The following is an 18,776-nucleotide window of genomic DNA, read 5'->3' as shown; positions in this document are numbered from 1 at the left end:
GCACAACGTGAATCATCTTGATAATCAATCATGATGAGGTGAAAAGTAGCGGAGGAGAAGACAATCATGTGGAAGTCGATCATCGTTCCAGCGAATCAATCTGTGAGCGTCGTCGCGTCGCTTCGGTCACTCTCGCCCGAAGGGGTTCATACAGTCGTCGTTTCGGAAGACGAAACTGTCCCAGCGTTCGCATCGAAGTACGCGGACGAGACCGTCGTCGTTCCATCACCGCACGAGGACGTCATCGCGTACAAAGATGCGCTCGTCTCGCTCTCGATGCGCCCCGACGTGGAAGCAATACTCCCCATCAGGGAGGAAGACGCCTACGTCCTCTCACGGTACGTTGAGGATTTCAAACCGCATGTCGAGATCGGCTGGCCGTCGTTCGATGCAGTCAGGGTCGCGCAGGACGGGTATCGATTGGCTACTGTTGCGGAAGACATCGGACTCCGCGTTCCGAAGACGGAACTCCTCACGGACGTGACAGACTGGGATCGAGAGCTCATCGTGAAACCTCGGTACGGAATCCTCACTCACGATTACGTGGACCATCTAGAGGCGACGGAGTGTGAAGGCAGGCAACGCCCCGAGTACATCCCGAGGGGCGTCTCGCCCGACGTCGACCGGCTCATCGAAGACATGCTTGGCCACGTTCCCGTGGTGCAGGAGTGTCACTGGGGGGAGGAGTACTCGTTCCGGGCACTCTACGACCACGGCGAGCCGGTGAAGACGAGTCTCCGACGGCAACTTCGCGGAAAAACGTACGCTGGCGGGATGAGCGTGTTCCGGGAGATGACACACGACCCAGCGGTCGAGGAGTTGGCCGAATCGTTGCTTACTCATCTGGAATGGAACGGGCTCGCGTCAGTTCAGTTCATCAAGGAACGAGAGACCGGCGAGTTCTACCTCCTCGAAATCAATCCGCGAGTGTGGGCTTCCGTGAATCTCGATATCCGCGCCGGCGCTACCTACCCGTACGACTACTGGCTCACGAATCAGGGTCGGAAAGACGAAATCAGACCGGGGTACGAGGAAGGCGTCGCGACGCATCTACTCGTCGGCGAACTCCAGTATCTCAGGAGCGTCCTCGTCGACGACTTCCCAAACGTCGACAAACCGTCGATGAGGGAGGCGTTCGTCGACGTCGCTTCGTCCGTCTACCAGCACCCCCACTTCGATTACATCTCGTTCGACGACCCCAAACCGTTCGCACGAGGTGTACTCAACACCCTGTTCAGTGCATCGTGACGCAGTCACGCCCCGGCCGCAGGTCAGCACTCGAACCGTGTCGGTCGGAGAACGTCGTGCCTCGTAGCGGCAGGGTAACTATTCGTTGCCCACTCGCTAGCGACACTGTGCCATCATGGATATAGGACTATCGACGTTCAAGCTGTTCCTCTCAAAGACGGGACGTGCTCTACTGATGTTCGGTGGCATCATCTACTTCTCCCGAAACCTCGGGCAGACGCAATTGGGTATCTTCTTCCTGTTCTTTGCCGTCCAAGGATTGCTCTCGATTCCCGCCGATTTCGGCCTCCGTTCCGCACTCGAAAAACGGCTGAGTGAGGGGGAAGACCCCGTCCGGACATTGAGTTCCGCACTCGCTCTCAAACTGGTGTTGCTCACGGTGGTCTCACTCGGCGTCCTCGCGTTTCGGGGTCGAATCAACGACTATCTCGGTGGAGACCTCGCAGTGTTGTTGGTCCTCGCCGTCTTCCTCCGGGAGCTCTCGCTGCTGTACATTCATGCGGTTCGGGGCCGACTTCGGGTCGGCCGTACCGCATCAATCGAGTTCGCCCGCCGACTCACTTGGGTCGGGCTCGGTTCGTTTTTTGTCTCGCGTGGATATGGACCCGAGGGCATCGTCTACGGACTCTTAGCAGGCTCAGCCGTCGCGTTGGTTTGGGCGGTTCTCGCCTGCGACATCGGCCTTGGTCGGCCGGCACTCCCACAGATGCGGTCGCTGGTCGATTTCTCGAAGTACGACGTCGTGAACTCCGTCGGGGGGAGCATCTACCAGTGGATGGACTCTGCCCTCATCGGGTTTTTCCTCGTCCAGAGTTACGTCAGTGCGTACGAGGTCGCCTGGCAGGTGACGCTGCTCGTCCTCATGTTCAGCAAGTCGATCTCGTTGACGCTGTTCCCCCAGATCAGCCAGTGGAATGCGGATTCGTCGGCGAAGCAGATAGAGTCGACCATCTCGACTGCCATCGGGTTCGCGGTGTTCTTTTCTATTCCCGCTGTGGTCGGGGCGGTGATATACGGCTCCGACGTTCTCGAATTCCTTTTCGGTCCTGAATACGTCATCGCATCGCTGGTCCTCGTCGTCTTGATGATAGAGAAGTTCTTCCAATCCATCAACGATATCGTCGGGGTTTCGGTCAGGGCAATCAACAGGCCGAACCTCGCCGCAAAAGCGACCGTCGCCGCCGTCGGTGTCAATTTAGTCCTGAGCCCGATTCTCATCGTCACTATCGGATTCGTCGGTGCCGCGGTGGCGACGACCGTCTCGTGGGTCGTAAACGCACTCCTTCAAACACGCTATCTCGGCCGATACGTCGATTTCTCGATTCCGTACCCCCTCATCGGATGGTTTACGCTCTCGTCAGTGGCGATGGGCGTTGTCGTCTACGGCGTCAAGACGCAGTTCCCGGTCGATACCGTGTTCTCGTTAGTGTTACAGGTACTGCTCGGGGGACTGCTCTACCTCGCGTTCTCCGTGTCGATTCCGGACGTCAGACACCGTATCGTGCTGCCCGTGGTTCGATTGCTCGCATCCCGTTACGTTTCGGACGAACGGCGTTCAGGGCGTGGACAGACGAGCGATAAGTAGCCGCGATTCAATTCAATTGCTCGTCTCCCAGAACACCCGCTGTGGAGTGCCGTCTCTCCCGAAGAGGCGACCGGGGTGCGGACCGTACCACCAGAAGAACAGCATCGTCTTCCGCGATTTGATTCGCCGAATCGTCCGCGGGGAGACGACGCGTCTCGCCTCAAGGGTCGTCTCTCGTTCGTCGTAGAGACGGCGATAGATGTTCCAGAGCGAAGACGGCCGCCGAGTGAGTAGCAACCCATACACTGACCACAGAACCGTCGAGACCACTACATAGCGCATCGGGAGGTTACGGAGTGCGAGTTTGATTCGGTTCCCGACCAGCCGCTCCTGCGTTTCGAGGTCGGTACGTCGTGCTTCGGGCGATTTCTTGTGCCAGACGGCGACCTCGGGCGTAAAGAGGATATCGTAGCCACTTTCGTGGACGCGGAACGAGAGGTCCATCTCCTCGAACCCGTACACGAAGTCCTCCGGGAAATCACCGACTCGGTCGATGACCGCGCTTCGAATCGCGTTTCCGACGCCGACGAAGTTCGTCGCGCGATACGGGACAGTCGGTGTCATGTCGAATCGCGGTGGGTCGGGCGTCTCGTGGGGGTTCACCTCGTCGGTCCGGTAGTCACGGCACTGGAAGGCCAATACACCGATCTCGGGATTCGAATCGAACAGACGGACGACGGTCTCCGTCGCATCGTTACTGGTCAATACCGCATCGTCGTCGATGGTCACGAGAATGTCGCCCGACGCGAGGTCGTATCCGATATTCCGCGCCTGTGGGACGCCCATCCGGCCGGGGAACTCGTGATAGTGGACGGTCGGTTCGTCGAAGCGACCGCCGTCCTCAAACATGGTCGAGGTCTCGTCCGTCGAGTTACTGACTACGATTACCTCGATAGGGTCGTAGGTCTGGTCGAGGATGGACTCGATAGCCTCTCTCAGGTCGTCCGGCCTGTTGTACGTCGCCAGAACGTACGACACGAGCGGGTCAGTGGACGGATCTGTCGATGCCACAATCATCCGATACAACATCGTATCTCAGTAAAAGCGTTTCGGGGGTGGTACGTTCGCTCCGGTTTCTCCAAGGCGAATCGAACCCTCACAGGTCGTCGGAGTATCCGTCTGACCGCCCCTCGATTCTCACGATAGTCACCTCGTCGTTCCGGAAGACGACCGTTCCAGCTTCGGTCACGTCCTCGGCATGCTCACGCGAGAGAGACGTAATCGGGAGACGCTCGGACCCGGAAACGTCCCTGACGCTCCGTTCCCGAATGAACACGTACCCGCGTTGCAGTCGGCTCTGGTCGAACTCTGGGTGCCAAGGGCTCCGCAGTCGCTCGATTCGGACGTCGTAGTACGTCTCCGGAGTCGTCGAACGGAGCAGTTGGTAGCTCACCGAGTCAGTGTATATCGTGACTGTGTCGTCCGAAGGTGAGGCGGCACTCGGAGAGCGGTACGAACCGGAACCAGTGAGCCCGGCGTGTTCCTTGAGCCACGCGGCACCAGCGCGTTCGTCGTCAGTGAATACGTAATCGTTGGCGTTCGAGTCGAACGTGGCTGTGTCCGCGTTCCCGACCGCGGCATACGCGGCACCCGAGTTGAGGACGAACAACGCGCTGAGAAGAACTGCGAGGAGCGACCACCTGGGACGGAGGTCTCTGGGTTTCCCGAGGCGTTCGAGCGCCGTGACCGTCGCCGCGAACAGAGTCCGAAAGCCGAGGGCAACGAACGGTGCGAGGACGACCAACACCATCTGGTACGTCCTGTCGGCCCAGAGGTTCGCGATGACGAAGAACGTCGACGCGAGGAAGACGAACATCGGTATCGAGAGCGCAGTGTACTCGACGTACTCCGTGCGTTCGCCGCGACGTAATCGGACTCCGTGAGTGACGACCCGTGACAGCAATCCAATCCCCAGCAGTGCGGTCAGGACCAAGTAGACGAGGACGTTGAGTTGGTCGAGTACGGTCACCTGGCCACCGATGTAGTTCGCACCGGTTCCGACCGCCGTGCCAACGACGAGATTGGCGACCTGCTGTCCGATGACCAACGGCATCCGCAGAATCTGGTTCAGTAACTGCGGCGAAAACGTCGCGTACCAAGCGATGGCCAATCCGAGAAATGTGACGGGGTATACGACCGAGCTATCGTGTTCGAACTCGTCGACGACGCGACGAACCACACCAAGCATGAGATGTCCGGCGAGCAGCGACCCGCCAAGCACGAATGCCGTCCCGTAATGGGTGTGAATAACGCCGATACTCAGTAAGACGGCGACGGCTTTATTGCCGACTGTCGATAGGCCGTGCTCGAACAGGAGCAGCAAAAGCAGTACGACGAACAACTCCGAGAGTAACTGCTTCCCCGGAGTGAGAGAGAACGAGATGTGATAGAAGATGAAAAAGAAACTGCCGAGCAGCGCCTCCCGGTTCCCAAAGATACGCCGTCCGACGTAGTAGATCCCGACGGGGACGAGTGAAAAGACGAACACGTACGCGACCTTGAACACCGCCGCGACTGAGACGTCGGCGAGTGTCGAGATAGCAGCCGGGACCGCGGTCACCATCGGGAGCGCCGTGATTCGACTCCCGACGCCGGGCGACCAGACGTGGGTCTCCTGTATATGCTGGGCGAGGAAGTACTGGAACTGGACGTCTGCACCGATGACACCACCGGTGAGGAGGTTTCGATGGAGGAACGTCGCAAGTCCGATGAGGAAGATGGCCAATGGGTACTGCGTCGGCGGGAGGAACCGAGTCGAGCTGACCACGACAGCAGCGGCGACGAGAACGACGAAGAGGAACATCAGCGAGGCGTCCCCACCGTCGTTCATGAACCCCGCGGCCAGTACCGCAACGACTGGAACAGCTATCAGCCCCGCAGTCAAACGAGTCGGCGCGACCCAGTCAAATCGCGCCTCTGGTGTTTCAACAACGTGCAAAAGCGCGGTTATCAGCAGCAACACGACGGTCAAGGAGATAGCCAGCGGTTGCAACGAAAACGTGTCTTGGACGTTCAGTAGCGGTGTGAGTACGCCGACCGAGGTGACGAACAACGAAAGGAAGACGAGGCTCAACCCGACTGCGTAGAGTACGGCTTCTCCACCCCGAGTAATCCGGAGCCGAGCGAACTGCGTGAGTAAGAGGCCGGGCAAGAAAAATAACAGGAGGAGCGTGCTTCCAACCCTGAGACCGGAGACGAATATCCCAGCCGAACCTAGTCCAAGAGTCAACCAAAACAGCGCGAGTAGCGTCACGATAGTAAGCTGAATCGATACTGTCTGTGAGAGAGATGGGTGCGCTACCCTGTTCAATTTCGGAAACATGGTCGTGATTCGAAGGCTATGATTCGAGATATCACTCAACCAATGTAAGTAATAGGACCGTTATTCGATACTTTCCTCAGACGATGAATGATGGCTTGTCCCGGCGCTCGTCTGGACGAGTCACCGCCGACGCTGACTGAGAACCGAACCTTCGGCGATAGTCAAGAAGACGGACGAGTGGATGTGACACTCGGTCTCACGACGAACATCAAAATAGGTTGAAAATCACACACGTTTGTAACTATAGCCGGTGGAGAAGTGTTGTCGGTGGTACTGTCCTCATCGCTGTTTGATTAGGTAGAGTATACCGGGAGTATACGCGGGCCTCGACCACCGGTGCCCGGCGGGGACGCGGCTGAGAGCCTCGAAATCGGCCGCTTCGTTGGCGGTCAAAGTAATTACAAATTTAGTCTTGTAATGAAAGTGCGAATTAAGCCGGGAGCCTTGACAGTTAGTAATGACATATTCCCAACAGTAGGTCGCCAAACCGGGCGGCGGCGGGAAAATATCGCATTCGAAGTTGAACCTGGGACATATAATCCATGTCTATAATCCGAAAAATAAAAAATTTTAGATGTTAATTTTGACGACGGAGACGTTCAGGCCACTGACTAAGACACAAAGTAACCTTGAGTCGACATTGCGATGTGGGTAGTGTCATGGCAGACATTAGTGGGCAGACAGTTCTCGTCACAGGCGGTGCCGGATTCATCGGGAGCCACATCGTAGACGTACTGGCCGAGGACAACGAGGTCAGAGTCGTCGACGACCTCTCTTCGGGTTCTGCTTCTCGACTTCCCGACTCGGTAGAGCTGGTACAGGCCGATATTCGGGATTCTCGCGCGATCGCCGAAGCGACGTCCGACGTCGACCTCATCTTCCACCAAGCGGCGAAAGTGAGCGTGAGCAAGTCCGTCGACGACCCGTTCAGATGCCATTCTGTGAACACGACTGCGACGCTCAGACTTCTTGAGTCGGCCCGGCGAGAAGACGCGCGAGTCGTTCTCGCGTCGAGCGCGGCAATCTATGGACGCCCCAGAACCGTCCCGGTCCGCGAAGACGAACCCAAAGAGCCGAAATCGCCGTACGGCTTACAGAAGCTCTCGATAGACAGATACGCCCGACTGTACCACGAACTCTACGGTCTGGAGACGGTGGCGCTTCGATATTTCAACGTCTATGGGCCACGACAATCGAACGGAGACTACAGTGGTGTCATCGGTACTTTTCTCGAACAAGCGCGGGCGGGCGAACCGATCACCGTCGACGGAGACGGCAAACAAACACGCGATTTCGTCTACGTCGACGACGTCGTACGTGCGAACCTCCTCGCTGCGAAAACAGACGAGTTCGGTGTTGCATACAATATCGGTACGGGGTCTGAGACGGCGATTCACGAACTCGCGGAAATCATCAAGAACGCGACGGCCAGTAATTCCCCAATCGTCCACGGCGACCCACGACAAGGAGATATCCAGCGCTCGTGTGCGGACATCTCCCGTGCGGAGAGTCGTATCGGATATGCTCCACAGGTCGCACTTGATGACGGTGTCAAGCGGTTACTCACCTCCTATGGAGCGAGCCCGTCCACGGTGTGAACCCACTGCACACTGAGAGAGTCGATAGTACATTGCGAAGGGCTTGGTAAGTCGAAAAATCGACGTGCCGTGGGATGGGTCTCGTAGACCGCTCAGCCGACGGGTTTCGAGAGAACTCGGGGGCGTGAGCGGACAGCGAACGCCCCGATCAGCGTCGCTGTACAGTTCCACGCGACCGGATGTTCACTTGGAGTGACGATACGTCGAATCGACGACGTTAGTCCCACCGGTCGCTATCGGGGTTAATGCCAAGTATATTGTTCTATTTTTACAATATAAACTGTGCAAAACCCGCCCTTGACGTCGAATCATTGAGCCGGTCTGGTATCGGTCCGGCGACTGCGTTCTCTATCACTTCTCGGATAATACGCAATCCCTGAGAGACCGTGTTCCTCGTTAAGTGACTCGAATGTCGGCCCCAATCTGTTGATTAGAGTTGAGTGGTCGGCTTGGCCATTCTGAGCGAAATTTCATGAAATATCTCTTTTAGATTCTCAACGTTCGAGTCGACCGCGTTTATTATCCGTGGGCCAGCCCTCGTTCGAGCGTCCGAGAGTAGTTCACGATACTTGCATTCCTATGTCCATTCTACCGACCCGATTCTGTGTTATGTTAAACGCTTTCTCCGGAACTACTTGCTCGCACATCTGCTCGCTCACACGACCTCCGGCGGTGAGTAGCGCCGACCCGCGCGCGGCGATCACCGATACTATTTATACGGGAAGCGCAATGGGACTGACATGAGCCGACAGCGACAGCGCAGAGTGTTAGTTGAGCGCGCCCGGCCGCCGAATCGACCTACTTCGAGGTACGAGCCATGTCGTTGACGGGGGCGTTCACGAACGCGATTCTCCCGATTCTCGGCGTCGCCGTCGTCGGGTATCTCCTCGCGCGAACGACGGACATCGACGTCGGGCCGATAAACACGCTCGGACTGTACGTACTCATCCCGGCGTTGGCGTTCCACAGCATCGCCACGACGACCCTCGGGGGCGGGGAAGTCCTCAAACTCGGCGTCGGCGTCGTCGGCTACGCGCTTCTCATGATTGCCATCGCGTGGGGCGTCGGCCGACTCGCCGGTGAATCGGGACCGCTCCTCGGCGCGCTCATGTTGGCGGCGGCGTTCCCGAACTCGGGATTCGTCGGAATCCCGCTGTCCGGGTTCGCCTTCGGCGAAGTCGGACGGACGACCGCCGTCATCTACCTCACTATCCAGAACCTCGTCGTGTACACCCTCGGCGTCTACATCGCGTCGAACGGCTCCGATAGCGGGGTGCTGGACGCCGCCACCGAGATATTTCGGCTCCCCCTCCTGTACGCCATCGTTGCCGGCGTTCTCGCCCGTGGGCTCGGGCTCGTCCCGCCGACCGACTCGGCGCTCATGGAGACCGTCGGACTCGTCGGCGACGCGTCGATTCCGGTCATGCTGCTCATCCTCGGCATCCAGTTGGCCGAGACCAACGTGTCCGTGATATCGCGGTCGCTCGCGCCGTCGGCGCTGAAGCTCGTCGTCGCGCCGCTCGTCGGGTTCGGCCTCGCGCTCGCGTTGGGGTTCGGCGACCCGACCGTCGCGAAAGTGTTCGTCCTCGAATGTGCGACCCCCGCCGCGGTCATCCCGCTGGCGCTCACCATCGAGTACGCCGACGACACGACGGTCGACGGCATCACCGCGCCCGAGTATCTCAGCACGACCATCTTCACGACCACCGTTGCCAGCGTCGCCGTCCTGACCGTTCTCGTGGCTGTCTTACAGGCGGGCGCTCTGTACTGAGCGCGACGACGGCGGTATTCGAGGCGTTCATCGGTAATGCCTCCCGATTCACATTTCGAAATATCGTTTCGGTCGCGCAACTCGCGCCTCGTCTGAGCGCCCGGTAGACGGTTCCCCCCGCCAGTTGCGGAGCCGTTCGATTGCGGTCTCGTAAACGCTTCGCGTCCTCGCGACGGCCGCTTCTCACGCGGAGTTTGGGGTGCAAGCGCCGCGAAGATTCGCACCGTCTACGCGGGAGGTATCGGACAGAATCTGTCTGTTGGCCCCACGGCCGTTCCTCCTCGTCTCGTAAACTGCGAGTGCTGACAGAATATATTACAGACGTACGCTTGTAATAGATATATTACGCATGTACGTCTGTAATGGCGGTCGAAAATACGGGTCGAGTACCGGCGCAGATACCTTCCGCCCTCGCGACTCCACGCCGTATTTTCGATATGAAAACGGATGTCCGAGAGCCGTCCGACTCGTCACCACGCCACACTCGTTCGACGCGCGAACGGCGGCCGTCGTTGCCGGTCGAACCCCGCACAGCTCGCGTGAGTAGGACGGTCGCCCGGGTTCGACGAGCGGATAATCTCCCGTACGTGGCTCCGATTCCGCTCGTCCCCGCGGAGTACGTCGTTCAGTCGCCGACAGATTCCGTCACGATTCGCTCGCAATCATAGTTGTCTATTAATAATTTACAACACGCGAACGGGCCGGGGCGTCCGCGTGACCGTCGCCGACTCGCATAGCGTCGAATCACCGTGTGAGGCCTCCTACTGCTAGTCCAGTCGCGTTGGCCGTCGACCTCAACTCTGCACCGTCGTTTTCCTCTCGAAAATCGTTCGAGTCGCTCGCGAGCGCTCGACGAACCTCTGACCGCATTCCGGCCACCAAAATATTTAATAATTGATACTGTTTGACTCAACACGTCATGGTATCCGAAAAGCGGTTCGTTCAGGCGGACGACGTAGAGACGATTGGATTGGACTGGGGCACGCTCAAGTGGATGAACACCCCCGAAGTCACCGGCTCTGAGGGGTTCAGCGCCGGCGTCGTGTTGCTCGAACCCGGAAAGGGCCACGAGCGACACACCCACCCCGACAGCGAGGAGATACTGTACTTCCTCGGCGGCGAGGGCGAACAGACCATCGAGGACGAGACGCGCACGGTCGGCGCGGGCGACATGGTTCACATCCCCAGCGGCGTCGAACACAGCACCATCAACACGTCGTGGGAGCCGCTTCGGTTCCTCGCGGTCTACTGCCCGCCCGGCCCGGAAGCCGAGATTCGCGACGACGACGACGCGACGATTTTCCCGCCCGGCGAGTTCCCGGGTAACTGACCCGCGCGGGCGAGCGGTTTCTCCCCGACGCCGTCCCGACCGCGTCGCTCTCCCGGCGCCCGGTCGCCGGTCGTTTCTTCCGAAATATTAAAGTCGTATGCGATGGCCTGTCAACTCGGATGAAGTATACTCGTGCTGAATCACTCGACCGTATCGAATCCACGATCGAATCCGGTGACCCGGTCATCGGTGCCGGTGCCGGAACCGGCATCTCCGCGAAGTTCGCCGAACGCGGCGGCGTCGACCTGCTCATCATCTACAACTCGGGGCGCTACCGGATGAACGGTCGTGGCTCCCTCGCCGGTCTCCTGCCGTACGGCGACGCCAACGAAATCGTCGTCGAGATGGGCCACGAGGTCATTCCGGTCGTCGAGGACACGCCGGTACTCGCCGGCGTCAACGGGACCGACCCCTTCCGCGAGATGAGCGTGTTCATCGAAGACTTGCGCCGTCGCGGCTTCTCGGGCGTCCAGAACTTCCCGACGGTCGGACTCATCGACGAGGACAGTAGCTACCGGAAGAATCTCGAAGAGACCGGGATGGGCTACGACAAGGAAGTCGAGATGATTCGCGAGGCGAGCGAGCAGGGGATGCTGACGTGCCCGTACGTCTTCACCGAAGAGCAGGCCAAAGCGATGACCGAGGCGGGTGCCGACGTCATCGTCTCCCACATGGGCCTGACGACCTCCGGCGACATCGGCGCGGAGACGGCGCTCGACCTCGACGACGCGGCCGAGCGCGTGCAGGCGCACCACGACGCCGCCAAGGAAGTCCGCGACGACGTGCACGTCATCTGCCACGGCGGTCCCATCGCGTGGCCCGACGACGCGAAGTACGTCCTCAACAACACCGAGGGCGTCGTCGGCTTCTTCGGCGCGTCGAGCATCGAGCGCCTCGCCACCGAGGAGGCCATCGAGGACCAAGCGCGCAAGTTCAAGGACATCGACTTCTGAGAGCGCCGAAAGGAGCTACCGAACGCGGACCGTCGCGAAAGCCGCCTCGCGCACAGTCGAATTACTCGACCGCGTACACCTTCGCGTCGGTTCCGCCGAAGTACAGTCGCCCGTCGACGAGCGCCGGACTCGACCCGACGCCCCGCCCGTCGATTTCCATGAACCACTCTTCCTGTCCGTCCGTCGTGATGGCGTGGACGCCGACGCCGTCGCCGTCCGACTGCCGGTGCGTTCCGACGTAGAGCACGTCCTCCGTCAGAACGGGGCTGCTCCCGACCTCCAGCGCCGGCGTCTCGAAACTCCAGTTCTCAGCGCCGCTCTCGCGGTCGAAGCGGAACACCTTCGCGTGGTTCGTCGTCGGGTCGTCGAGGGTGTTGTACGGCGTGTGGCCGACGTAGACGGCCTCCTCGCCGACGGCGACTGACCCCGAGATGTACCGGCCCGCTGTGTCGGCCAGCCACTCCCGTTCGCCCGTCGCCGCGTCGGCGGCGTGAACGTTCCCGTTCCAGTCGGTGAAGTAGACGGAGCCGTAGGCGACCGCCGGACTCGACCATATCATGTCGCGCGTCTCGTACCGCCACTCGACTTCGCCGGTCGACCGCGACAGCGCGTACAGCGCCTCGTCGGAGGAGCCGACGTACACGCGGTCGTCCGTGACCGCCGGACTGCTGACGACCTCGTCGCCGACCTCGTACTGCCACTCCGTCTCGCCGGTCTCCGCGTCGAGGGCGTACACCCAGCCGGTCTCCGAGACGTTGGCTTCCTCGGCGTACCACGCGCACGCGAGGTTGTGACAGCCGACGCCGGTGTAGACCGTCCCCTCGTAGACGGTCGGGCTCCCCCGAATCAGGCCGCCGAATCCCCGAGACCAGCGCTCCTCGCCGGTCTCGGCGTCGATGGCGTACAGGTGTTTGTCGTACGACCCGATGTAGACGACGCCGTCGGCGTACGCCGGCGTCCCCTCGATTCGGTGTCCCGCCTCGAAGGACCAGCGTTTCTCGCCGGTCTCGGCGTCGAGCGCGTACAGCGAGCTATCCGCGCTGCCGATGTAGACGACGCCGTCGGCGACGATTGGGCTCCCCCAGAACGCGTCGCCCGCCTCGAACGTCCACTCGACGGTTGGCTCCGAGTCGAGCGGGGACACGTCGCCGATGTAGCCGGTGTTGTACCGTCCCCCGCGGAACGTCGGCCACGAGGTGACCGGCTCGGACACGGGGTGGTTCTGTGACGCTGACGCGACCGGTCGCTGACACCCCGCGGCGAACGTGAGCGCGGACGAGGAGAACGCGGCGAGAAACCGTCGTCGGTTGGTCCGTTTCATGTCCCGTGTGTTCGAGTGTCACGAAATAATATTGTCGACTGACTGACGGCGACCGGGGACGAAGAATCCACCTCGAAATGCGAGACTGAGCGCCGGGACAGGAACCGGAACGAGAGTCGAACGAGAGTCGAACGAGAGCCGAGGAGAGAGTCGAAACGAGAACGAACCGAACCGGAAGCGAGGAGGGGTTGAATGGAGCGCAATCGGTCGCGCCGCGGGGTGCGAGGTCGGTGCGGTCAGACGACGAGGTATTCGTCGAGGTCTTCGGATTCGAGTTCGTCCACGGTGCCTCTGTAGACGATGTCACCCTGGTCGAGCACGTAGCCGCGGTCCGCGATGCGGAGCGCCTCGCGGACGTTCTGCTCGATGAGGAGCACCGTCAGCCCCTGGTCGGCGATTTCCGCGACGGAGTCGCCCACCGCCTTGACGATTTGCGGGGCCAGTCCCTCGGTCGGCTCGTCCAGCAACAGCAGTTTGAGGTTCGGGAGCCTGAGGGTCCGCGCGATGGAGAGCATCTGCTGTTCGCCGCCCGAGAGCGTCCCGGCCTGCTGGGCCCGCCGCTCGTCGAGCCGCGGGAACAGGTCGTACAGCTCGTCTATCGACATCGTGCTCTCGCCGCCGCCGAGGCCGCCCCGGCGGATGGTGTTCCACCAACCGCGGGTGATTTTCGACATTTCGAGGTTCTCTTCGACCGTCAGTTCGGTGAACAGCCGCCGCCCCTCGGGGACGACGCCGATGCCGCCCATGGCGATGTTGTCGGCCGGCCAGTCCGTGATGTCGTCGCCGTCGAACCGAATCGACCCCGACCGGACGGCGGGCGGTTCGGTCCCGGCGATACTGCGGACCGTCGTCGTCTTCCCCGCGCCGTTGCGGCCGAGGAGCGTGACGACCTCGCCCTCGTCGATGTCGAGGGAGACGCCGCGGAGGATGTGGCTCGGGCCGTAGTAGGCGTGCACGTCGTCCAGTTCGAGCAGACTCATTGCTCCTCACCTCCGAGGTAGGCCTCGCGGACGGCCGGATTCTCCCGAATCTCCTCGGGGGTCCCCCGCGCGATGAGCCGACCCTGATGGAGCGTGAAGATGCGGTCGGAGACGTCGAAGACGATGTCCATGTCGTGTTCGACGAGGAAGATGGTCATCCCCCAGTCGGCAAGCAGGTCGTGGATGAGGTCGACCGTTATCTCGGTCTCCGTCGGCGACATGCCGGCGGTCGGCTCGTCCATGAACAGGAGGTCCGGGTCGGTGGCGAGTCCGATGGCGACCTCTAAGCGCCGCTTGTCGCCGTACGGGAGCGAGCCGGCTTCCATCCGGGCCTTCGAGTCGAGGCCGATGGTCTCCAGGATGTCGTTCGTCCGCGTTTGGACCTCGTCGAACGAGTCCCGTCGGCGGAAGAAATTGACCCGGAACGAGCCGTGTTCGGCCGCGAACGACGCGACCTGCACGTTCTCCCGCACCGTGAGTTCGGGGAGAATCGACGCGGTCTGGAACGACCGACCGACGCCGAGCTGTGCGATTTCGAACGGCTTCATGCCGACGAGTTCGTTCCCGGCGTAGAACACCTCGCCCTCGGTCGGACGCAGCCGACCGGTTATCGTGTTGATGAGCGTGGACTTGCCGGCGCCGTTGGGGCCGATGAGGGAGACGAGTTCGCCCTCTTCGACTTCGATGTCGACGCCGTCGAGCGCCGTGAGCCCGCCGAACTCCTTGGTGAGTCCGTGGGTTTCGAGGAGCGCCATCAGTTCTCACCCCCCGAGGAGTCGCCGGTCGAGTCGCGGCCGGTGACGGTGTCCAGCAGTTCTCTGGGTTCGCGGAGCGCGCCGGTGAGGGCGGTCGTCATCCCCCAGATGCCGTCGCGGTAGACCCACACGACCGTCGTGAACGAAAGCGACAGCAGGAGGAGCCAGTAGTTGCCGAGCGTCGGGAAGCCGTTGACGATGCCCTTGAAGTAGAAGAACACGAACGTTCCGATGACCGGCCCGGCGAGCGTGCCGAGACCGCCGAGGACGGTCATCACGACGACGTCGCCGCTGACGGACCAGTAGAGTCGCTCGACGCCAGCGAACTGGGTGTTGACGGCCATCAGCCCGCCGGCGAGGCCGACGATGGACGCCGACAGGAGGAACGCCGCGAACTTGTAGCGCCAGACGTCGAGACCGACGAACGCCGTCCGCGTCTCGTTCTCGCGAATCGCCTTGAAGATGAGTCCGTAGGGGGACTTGCGGATGCGCGTGATAGAGGCGACGACGGCGACGAAGAAGACGCCGACGAAGAGATAGAGGTTGTTCACGACGAGTTCGCCGAGGAGTCCGCCGTACTGGTGTTCCAGTTCGAAGAGCCCGAGGACGGGCGAGCGCGGCACTTCGAGGCCGTTTATCCCCTTCGTGATCTCCACGAGCGGCTCTCGGGCGAGGAAGTAGAGGAACTGCCCGATGGCCAGCGCCACGATGGAGAAGTACACCGTGTGGAGGCGCAGGAGAATCAGCGCCGCGACCGCACCGAGGGCGACCGCCGCCAGCGTCCCGACGACGATGACCACGAGCGGGTCGTTGTACACGTGAATCGCGAACAGCGCCGCGGCGTAGCTCGCGGTCCCGAAGAACATGGCGTGACCGAACGAGAGGAGACCGGTCTGGCCCAACAGGAGGTTGAACCCGAGCGCGAATATCGACCAGATGAGGATGGTAATCGCCAGCCCGTGATATCCCTGGAAGATGTCCGAGACGACCGGTGCGCGGCCGAACGCGTACGAGAACAACAGGACGAACAGCACCGACGACAGGAGGACGAACGACTCGGTGTGTTTGATACCGTCCCAGGTGTCCCAGCTGATCAACGGCGATTCTTCGTCTACGGTCTTGTGGATGTTGTCCGTGCTCATTGTCCGACCTCCGCCGAGGGGAAGATGCCGCTCGGTCTAATCGTCAGCACCACGATGGCCAGCAGGTAGATGCTTGCCTGCGTCATGCTCGGTTCGAGCTCCGTCGCCACCGCGAAGGTGAGCCCGGCGAGGAGCGCGCCGACGACGGTCCCGCGCAGACTGCCGACGCCGCCCATGATGACGATGACCAGCGACGGGATGATTATCTCCATGCCGATCTCGGAGGTCACGTTGAAAAGCGACCCACCGAGGACGCCCGCGAGCCCCGCGTACGCGGCCCCGACGGCGAATATCAACAGGAACGGTCGCCCGATACGGATACCGAGCATCTGCGTCATCTCGGAGTCTTCGGTCCCCGCCCGAACGGCCAGCCCGTAGTCGGTGTATTTGAAGAACGCGAAGATGCCGGCGACGAGCAGGAGCGTGAGCGCGACGACGAGGACGCGTATCGTCGAGGCCGCGCTCATCCCCGGCGGCGTGCCGACGACGGGGAGGGATATCGCGCCCGTGAGCCACTCCGGACGCGGGTAGATGGTTCCCGTCCGGCCGAAGAGGATGGCGACCAGCTCCTGGGCGGCGATGAGGATTCCGAATGTGACGAGGAGTTGGTCGAGGAGTTCTCGTTCGTAGAACGGTTTCGCAATCCAACGTTCCATGGCGACGCCGACGACGAAGATGACCACCGGCGTCAACACGAGCGCGGGGACGAACCCCCAATCGAGTCCGACCTGCCCGAACCCGCTCAAGAGCCCCCCGTACTGCTCGCTCGACGCGATGAGAAGCCCGATGTACGCGCCGCTCAAGTAGAGGACGCCGTGGGCCATATTCACGTATTTGAGCGACCCGAACACGATGGAAAGCCCGACCGCGACGAGCAGATACAGCGACGCGACGCTCAGTGCGATAAAGAGGAATCCGACGACCCCGTCGATGTTCATCGCTTCCACCTCGGTACAGATGTGAGTAACCACTTCATGGTGTGCACGATTATTCATGCATTCTTCAGTATGTTAATCTTGTGCTTCGCTGGCTTCTGACACGCCAGCGGCCCGCTCTCCGGATGCGGCGGCGGCGGTCGTCTCCGGGCGTCGACGCGAGGCCCGTGCGACCGAGAAAAAGCGGCGTTCGAGCAGTCGAACGCGGGTGGGGTGACCGCGTAGGGAGTCCCGACTGCCGAAAAGGGAGTTGGTACGTCGTATCGAGGCGCGGTCAGGTCGTCACTCGTCTCCGTACTCGTTGTCGCCCATGGCGCAGTTGGACGCCGGGAACTCGCTGCACTCGTAGACGAGCGGGTCGGTCGTCTCGACGATTTCCGTCCGGATGCCGAGTTCCTCGGCGCGGTCGTCGCCGACGCCCTGCACCATGTACCACGGCCGTTCGACCTGGTGGTCGCACGTCCGGAACGCGGAGTCGCCCCACGCGAGGCTCCACTCGAACTCTTCGAGCGTTCGGACCACGGTCGGCGGGTGGAAGGTCCCCGCGTCCTCGACGGCGGCCGCGTACACCATCATCGACTCGTAGGTGTGCAGCGAACTCTGGTTGGGCGTCTCGCCGTACTCCTCCTGGTAGGACTCGACGAACACCTGACTCGGTTCGTTGTCGGCGTTCGGGTTCCACGGCTCCATGCCGAGGACGCCTTCGGCGTCCGCGCCGAGCGGGTCGAGGGTGAACGCGCTGACGTGCGGGATGATGACCTCGATGTCGTCGGTCAGGCCGGCGTCTCGCAACTGCGCGAGGCCGCTGGCGGCGAAGTTACCGAAGCTGGAGAAGTACAGCGTGTCGGCCCCGGAGTCTTCGAGCGCCTGAATCTGGGAGCTGTGGTCGGTCTCACCCTCCGCGATGGCGGCACCGCCGGCGTCCTCCCACGGCCCCTGTTCGGTGAGGTATTTCCGGGCGGCGTCGCGGTTCGACTGCCCGTAGGAGTAGTCCATGTAGATGTGGAACAGCGAGCGGTCCTCGCCGAGGACCGAGGGTGCGGCCTCGCCCATCGCCATCCCGATAATCTCCGCGTGGAACGTCGGGTGGAAGTAGTACCGCGAGCAGTTCTCGCCGGAGATGCCGGCGGACGTGGAGTTGCCGCCCATGAACGGGACCTTCTCCCGCTGGGCGACGTTCTGCATCGCCATCGTCACCGTACTGGACATGCCGCCCGTCCAGAACTGGATGTTGTCCCGCTGAATCATCCGGTCGATGTTGTCCTGTGCCGTGTCGGCGCTCCCGGCGGTGTCGGCCTTCGTCGGCTCGACCTGATAGCCCATGATGCCGTCGCCGCTCAGACGGGCCCAGTAGTCGACGAGGCCGCCGCCCTCGTTCAGGTGCTTCACCGCGAGGTCGAAGCCCTTCTCCTGGTCTTGGCCGTCGGGACCCAACGCGCCGGAGGTCGGCCCGTTGAATCCGATGCTCACGGAGTTCCCCTCGGGCGGGAAGTTCCCGATGGCCTCGTACTCCTCGCCGCTGTCGCCGCCGGACGTGTCCCCGCCAGAGGAGTCGTCGCCCCCGCCGCCGCTGTTGTTCTCGCCTTCGGAACCACCCCCACCGGAACAGCCCGCGAGTCCGGCCGTGAGTCCGGCCGTCCCGATTGCTTTCAGATAGCGTCGCCTGGATTCGTCAGTTAGCGCTGGTTGATCAGTCATGTTTCTTCGGAACGCTGGTAGTCACATGGTGTCATGGTATAGTTAAACTTTGTGATTATCCGGGTAGAAAACAGGTCGTACGGGCGATGTCGTGCGCGAAATCCCGTGCGCTGGCGCTCCGGGCGTCGGTGCGCGGAG

At 61.5% G+C, this 18,776-nt stretch carries 14 protein-coding genes; 6 read left to right on the top strand and 8 right to left on the bottom strand.

The features are described 5' to 3' along the window. Positions 1-276: 276 nt before the first annotated feature. Positions 277-1,248 carry an ATP-grasp domain-containing protein gene (locus NDI65_RS10740; protein WP_310893646.1) on the top strand — a complete coding sequence of 324 codons (972 nt, stop codon included), beginning with the start codon at positions 277-279 and terminating at the stop codon, positions 1,246-1,248. Between the two features lie 115 nt (positions 1,249-1,363). After that, positions 1,364-2,833: a flippase gene (locus NDI65_RS10735; protein ID WP_310893645.1), complete on the top strand. Its 1,470-nt coding sequence runs from the start codon at positions 1,364-1,366 to the stop codon at positions 2,831-2,833. A gap of 12 nt (positions 2,834-2,845) precedes the next feature. Here NDI65_RS10735 and NDI65_RS10730 read toward each other — a convergent pair whose 3' ends face one another. Together NDI65_RS10730 and NDI65_RS10725 are read right to left on the bottom strand one after the other, a co-directional pair. Next, positions 2,846-3,850 carry a glycosyltransferase family 2 protein gene (locus tag NDI65_RS10730; protein WP_089780734.1) on the bottom strand — a complete coding sequence of 335 codons (1,005 nt, stop codon included), beginning with the start codon at positions 3,848-3,850 and terminating at the stop codon, positions 2,846-2,848. Between the two features lie 79 nt (positions 3,851-3,929). Continuing rightward, positions 3,930-6,155 carry a DUF2206 domain-containing protein gene (locus tag NDI65_RS10725; protein ID WP_089780732.1) on the bottom strand — a complete coding sequence of 742 codons (2,226 nt, stop codon included), beginning with the start codon at positions 6,153-6,155 and terminating at the stop codon, positions 3,930-3,932. A 659-nt stretch (positions 6,156-6,814) separates the two neighbouring features. Between NDI65_RS10725 and NDI65_RS10720 the strand changes: the two genes are divergently transcribed. From NDI65_RS10720 to NDI65_RS10705, 4 genes are all read left to right on the top strand, one after another. Then, the gene (locus tag NDI65_RS10720) at positions 6,815-7,753 is read left to right on the top strand and encodes an NAD-dependent epimerase/dehydratase family protein (RefSeq protein ID WP_089780730.1); all 939 of its coding nucleotides are present in this window, start codon (positions 6,815-6,817) and stop codon (positions 7,751-7,753) included. Between the two features lie 817 nt (positions 7,754-8,570). Next, positions 8,571-9,524, top strand: coding sequence for an AEC family transporter (locus tag NDI65_RS10715; RefSeq protein WP_089780728.1), 954 nt, complete (start codon positions 8,571-8,573; stop codon positions 9,522-9,524). A 919-nt stretch (positions 9,525-10,443) separates the two neighbouring features. Then, the gene (locus NDI65_RS10710) at positions 10,444-10,854 is read left to right on the top strand and encodes a cupin domain-containing protein (RefSeq protein ID WP_042665777.1); all 411 of its coding nucleotides are present in this window, start codon (positions 10,444-10,446) and stop codon (positions 10,852-10,854) included. A gap of 119 nt (positions 10,855-10,973) precedes the next feature. Next, a complete protein-coding gene (locus tag NDI65_RS10705) occupies positions 10,974-11,807 on the top strand; it encodes a phosphoenolpyruvate hydrolase family protein (protein WP_089780724.1) in 834 nt (277 codons plus the stop codon). A 61-nt stretch (positions 11,808-11,868) separates the two neighbouring features. Here NDI65_RS10705 and NDI65_RS10700 read toward each other — a convergent pair whose 3' ends face one another. The 6 genes from NDI65_RS10700 to NDI65_RS10675 form a co-directional block, all read right to left on the bottom strand. Then, positions 11,869-13,128, bottom strand: coding sequence for a PQQ-binding-like beta-propeller repeat protein (locus NDI65_RS10700; protein ID WP_089780722.1), 1,260 nt, complete (start codon positions 13,126-13,128; stop codon positions 11,869-11,871). A gap of 236 nt (positions 13,129-13,364) precedes the next feature. Continuing rightward, positions 13,365-14,108 (bottom strand): ABC transporter ATP-binding protein, encoded by a 744-nt coding sequence (locus NDI65_RS10695; RefSeq protein ID WP_042665774.1) that lies wholly within the window; start codon positions 14,106-14,108, stop codon positions 13,365-13,367. Next, positions 14,105-14,863: an ABC transporter ATP-binding protein gene (locus NDI65_RS10690; RefSeq protein ID WP_089780720.1), complete on the bottom strand. Its 759-nt coding sequence runs from the start codon at positions 14,861-14,863 to the stop codon at positions 14,105-14,107. The genes NDI65_RS10695 and NDI65_RS10690 overlap by 4 nt, the downstream gene beginning before the upstream one ends. Continuing rightward, positions 14,863-16,005, bottom strand: a complete 1,143-nt coding sequence (locus tag NDI65_RS10685) for a branched-chain amino acid ABC transporter permease (RefSeq protein WP_089780718.1) — start codon at positions 16,003-16,005, stop codon at positions 14,863-14,865. The genes NDI65_RS10690 and NDI65_RS10685 overlap by 1 nt, the downstream gene beginning before the upstream one ends. Continuing rightward, positions 16,002-16,943: a branched-chain amino acid ABC transporter permease gene (locus NDI65_RS10680; RefSeq protein ID WP_089780716.1), complete on the bottom strand. Its 942-nt coding sequence runs from the start codon at positions 16,941-16,943 to the stop codon at positions 16,002-16,004. Before NDI65_RS10680 ends, NDI65_RS10685 begins: the two co-directional genes overlap by 4 nt. Before the next feature lie 279 nt (positions 16,944-17,222). Continuing rightward, positions 17,223-18,638 carry a substrate-binding protein gene (locus NDI65_RS10675; RefSeq protein ID WP_310893643.1) on the bottom strand — a complete coding sequence of 472 codons (1,416 nt, stop codon included), beginning with the start codon at positions 18,636-18,638 and terminating at the stop codon, positions 17,223-17,225. Between the last annotated feature and the right edge of the window lie 138 nt (positions 18,639-18,776).

This window comes from Haloferax sp. S2CR25 (genome assembly GCF_031624535.1).
GTDB classification, from domain to species: Archaea; Halobacteriota; Halobacteria; order Halobacteriales; family Haloferacaceae; genus Haloferax; species Haloferax massiliensis.
Note: the sequence above shows the minus strand (reverse complement) of the source record. Positions and strands in the feature narration are given on the sequence as shown.

Excerpts from the sequence above, each read along its gene's own strand:
- NDI65_RS10740 (WP_310893646.1), top strand. The coding sequence starts at position 277 with ATGCGCCCCGACGTGGAAGCAATACTCCCCATCAGGGAGGAAGACGCC.
- NDI65_RS10735 (WP_310893645.1), top strand. The coding sequence starts at position 1,364 with ATGGATATAGGACTATCGACGTTCAAGCTGTTCCTCTCAAAGACGGGA.
- NDI65_RS10730 (WP_089780734.1), bottom strand. The coding sequence starts at position 3,850 with ATGATTGTGGCATCGACAGATCCGTCCACTGACCCGCTCGTGTCGTAC.
- NDI65_RS10725 (WP_089780732.1), bottom strand. The coding sequence starts at position 6,155 with ATGTTTCCGAAATTGAACAGGGTAGCGCACCCATCTCTCTCACAGACA.
- NDI65_RS10720 (WP_089780730.1), top strand. The coding sequence starts at position 6,815 with ATGGCAGACATTAGTGGGCAGACAGTTCTCGTCACAGGCGGTGCCGGA.
- NDI65_RS10715 (WP_089780728.1), top strand. The coding sequence starts at position 8,571 with ATGTCGTTGACGGGGGCGTTCACGAACGCGATTCTCCCGATTCTCGGC.
- NDI65_RS10710 (WP_042665777.1), top strand. The coding sequence starts at position 10,444 with ATGGTATCCGAAAAGCGGTTCGTTCAGGCGGACGACGTAGAGACGATT.
- NDI65_RS10705 (WP_089780724.1), top strand. The coding sequence starts at position 10,974 with ATGAAGTATACTCGTGCTGAATCACTCGACCGTATCGAATCCACGATC.
- NDI65_RS10700 (WP_089780722.1), bottom strand. The coding sequence starts at position 13,128 with ATGAAACGGACCAACCGACGACGGTTTCTCGCCGCGTTCTCCTCGTCC.
- NDI65_RS10695 (WP_042665774.1), bottom strand. The coding sequence starts at position 14,108 with ATGAGTCTGCTCGAACTGGACGACGTGCACGCCTACTACGGCCCGAGC.
- NDI65_RS10690 (WP_089780720.1), bottom strand. The coding sequence starts at position 14,863 with ATGGCGCTCCTCGAAACCCACGGACTCACCAAGGAGTTCGGCGGGCTC.
- NDI65_RS10685 (WP_089780718.1), bottom strand. The coding sequence starts at position 16,005 with ATGAGCACGGACAACATCCACAAGACCGTAGACGAAGAATCGCCGTTG.
- NDI65_RS10680 (WP_089780716.1), bottom strand. The coding sequence starts at position 16,943 with ATGAACATCGACGGGGTCGTCGGATTCCTCTTTATCGCACTGAGCGTC.
- NDI65_RS10675 (WP_310893643.1), bottom strand. The coding sequence starts at position 18,638 with ATGACTGATCAACCAGCGCTAACTGACGAATCCAGGCGACGCTATCTG.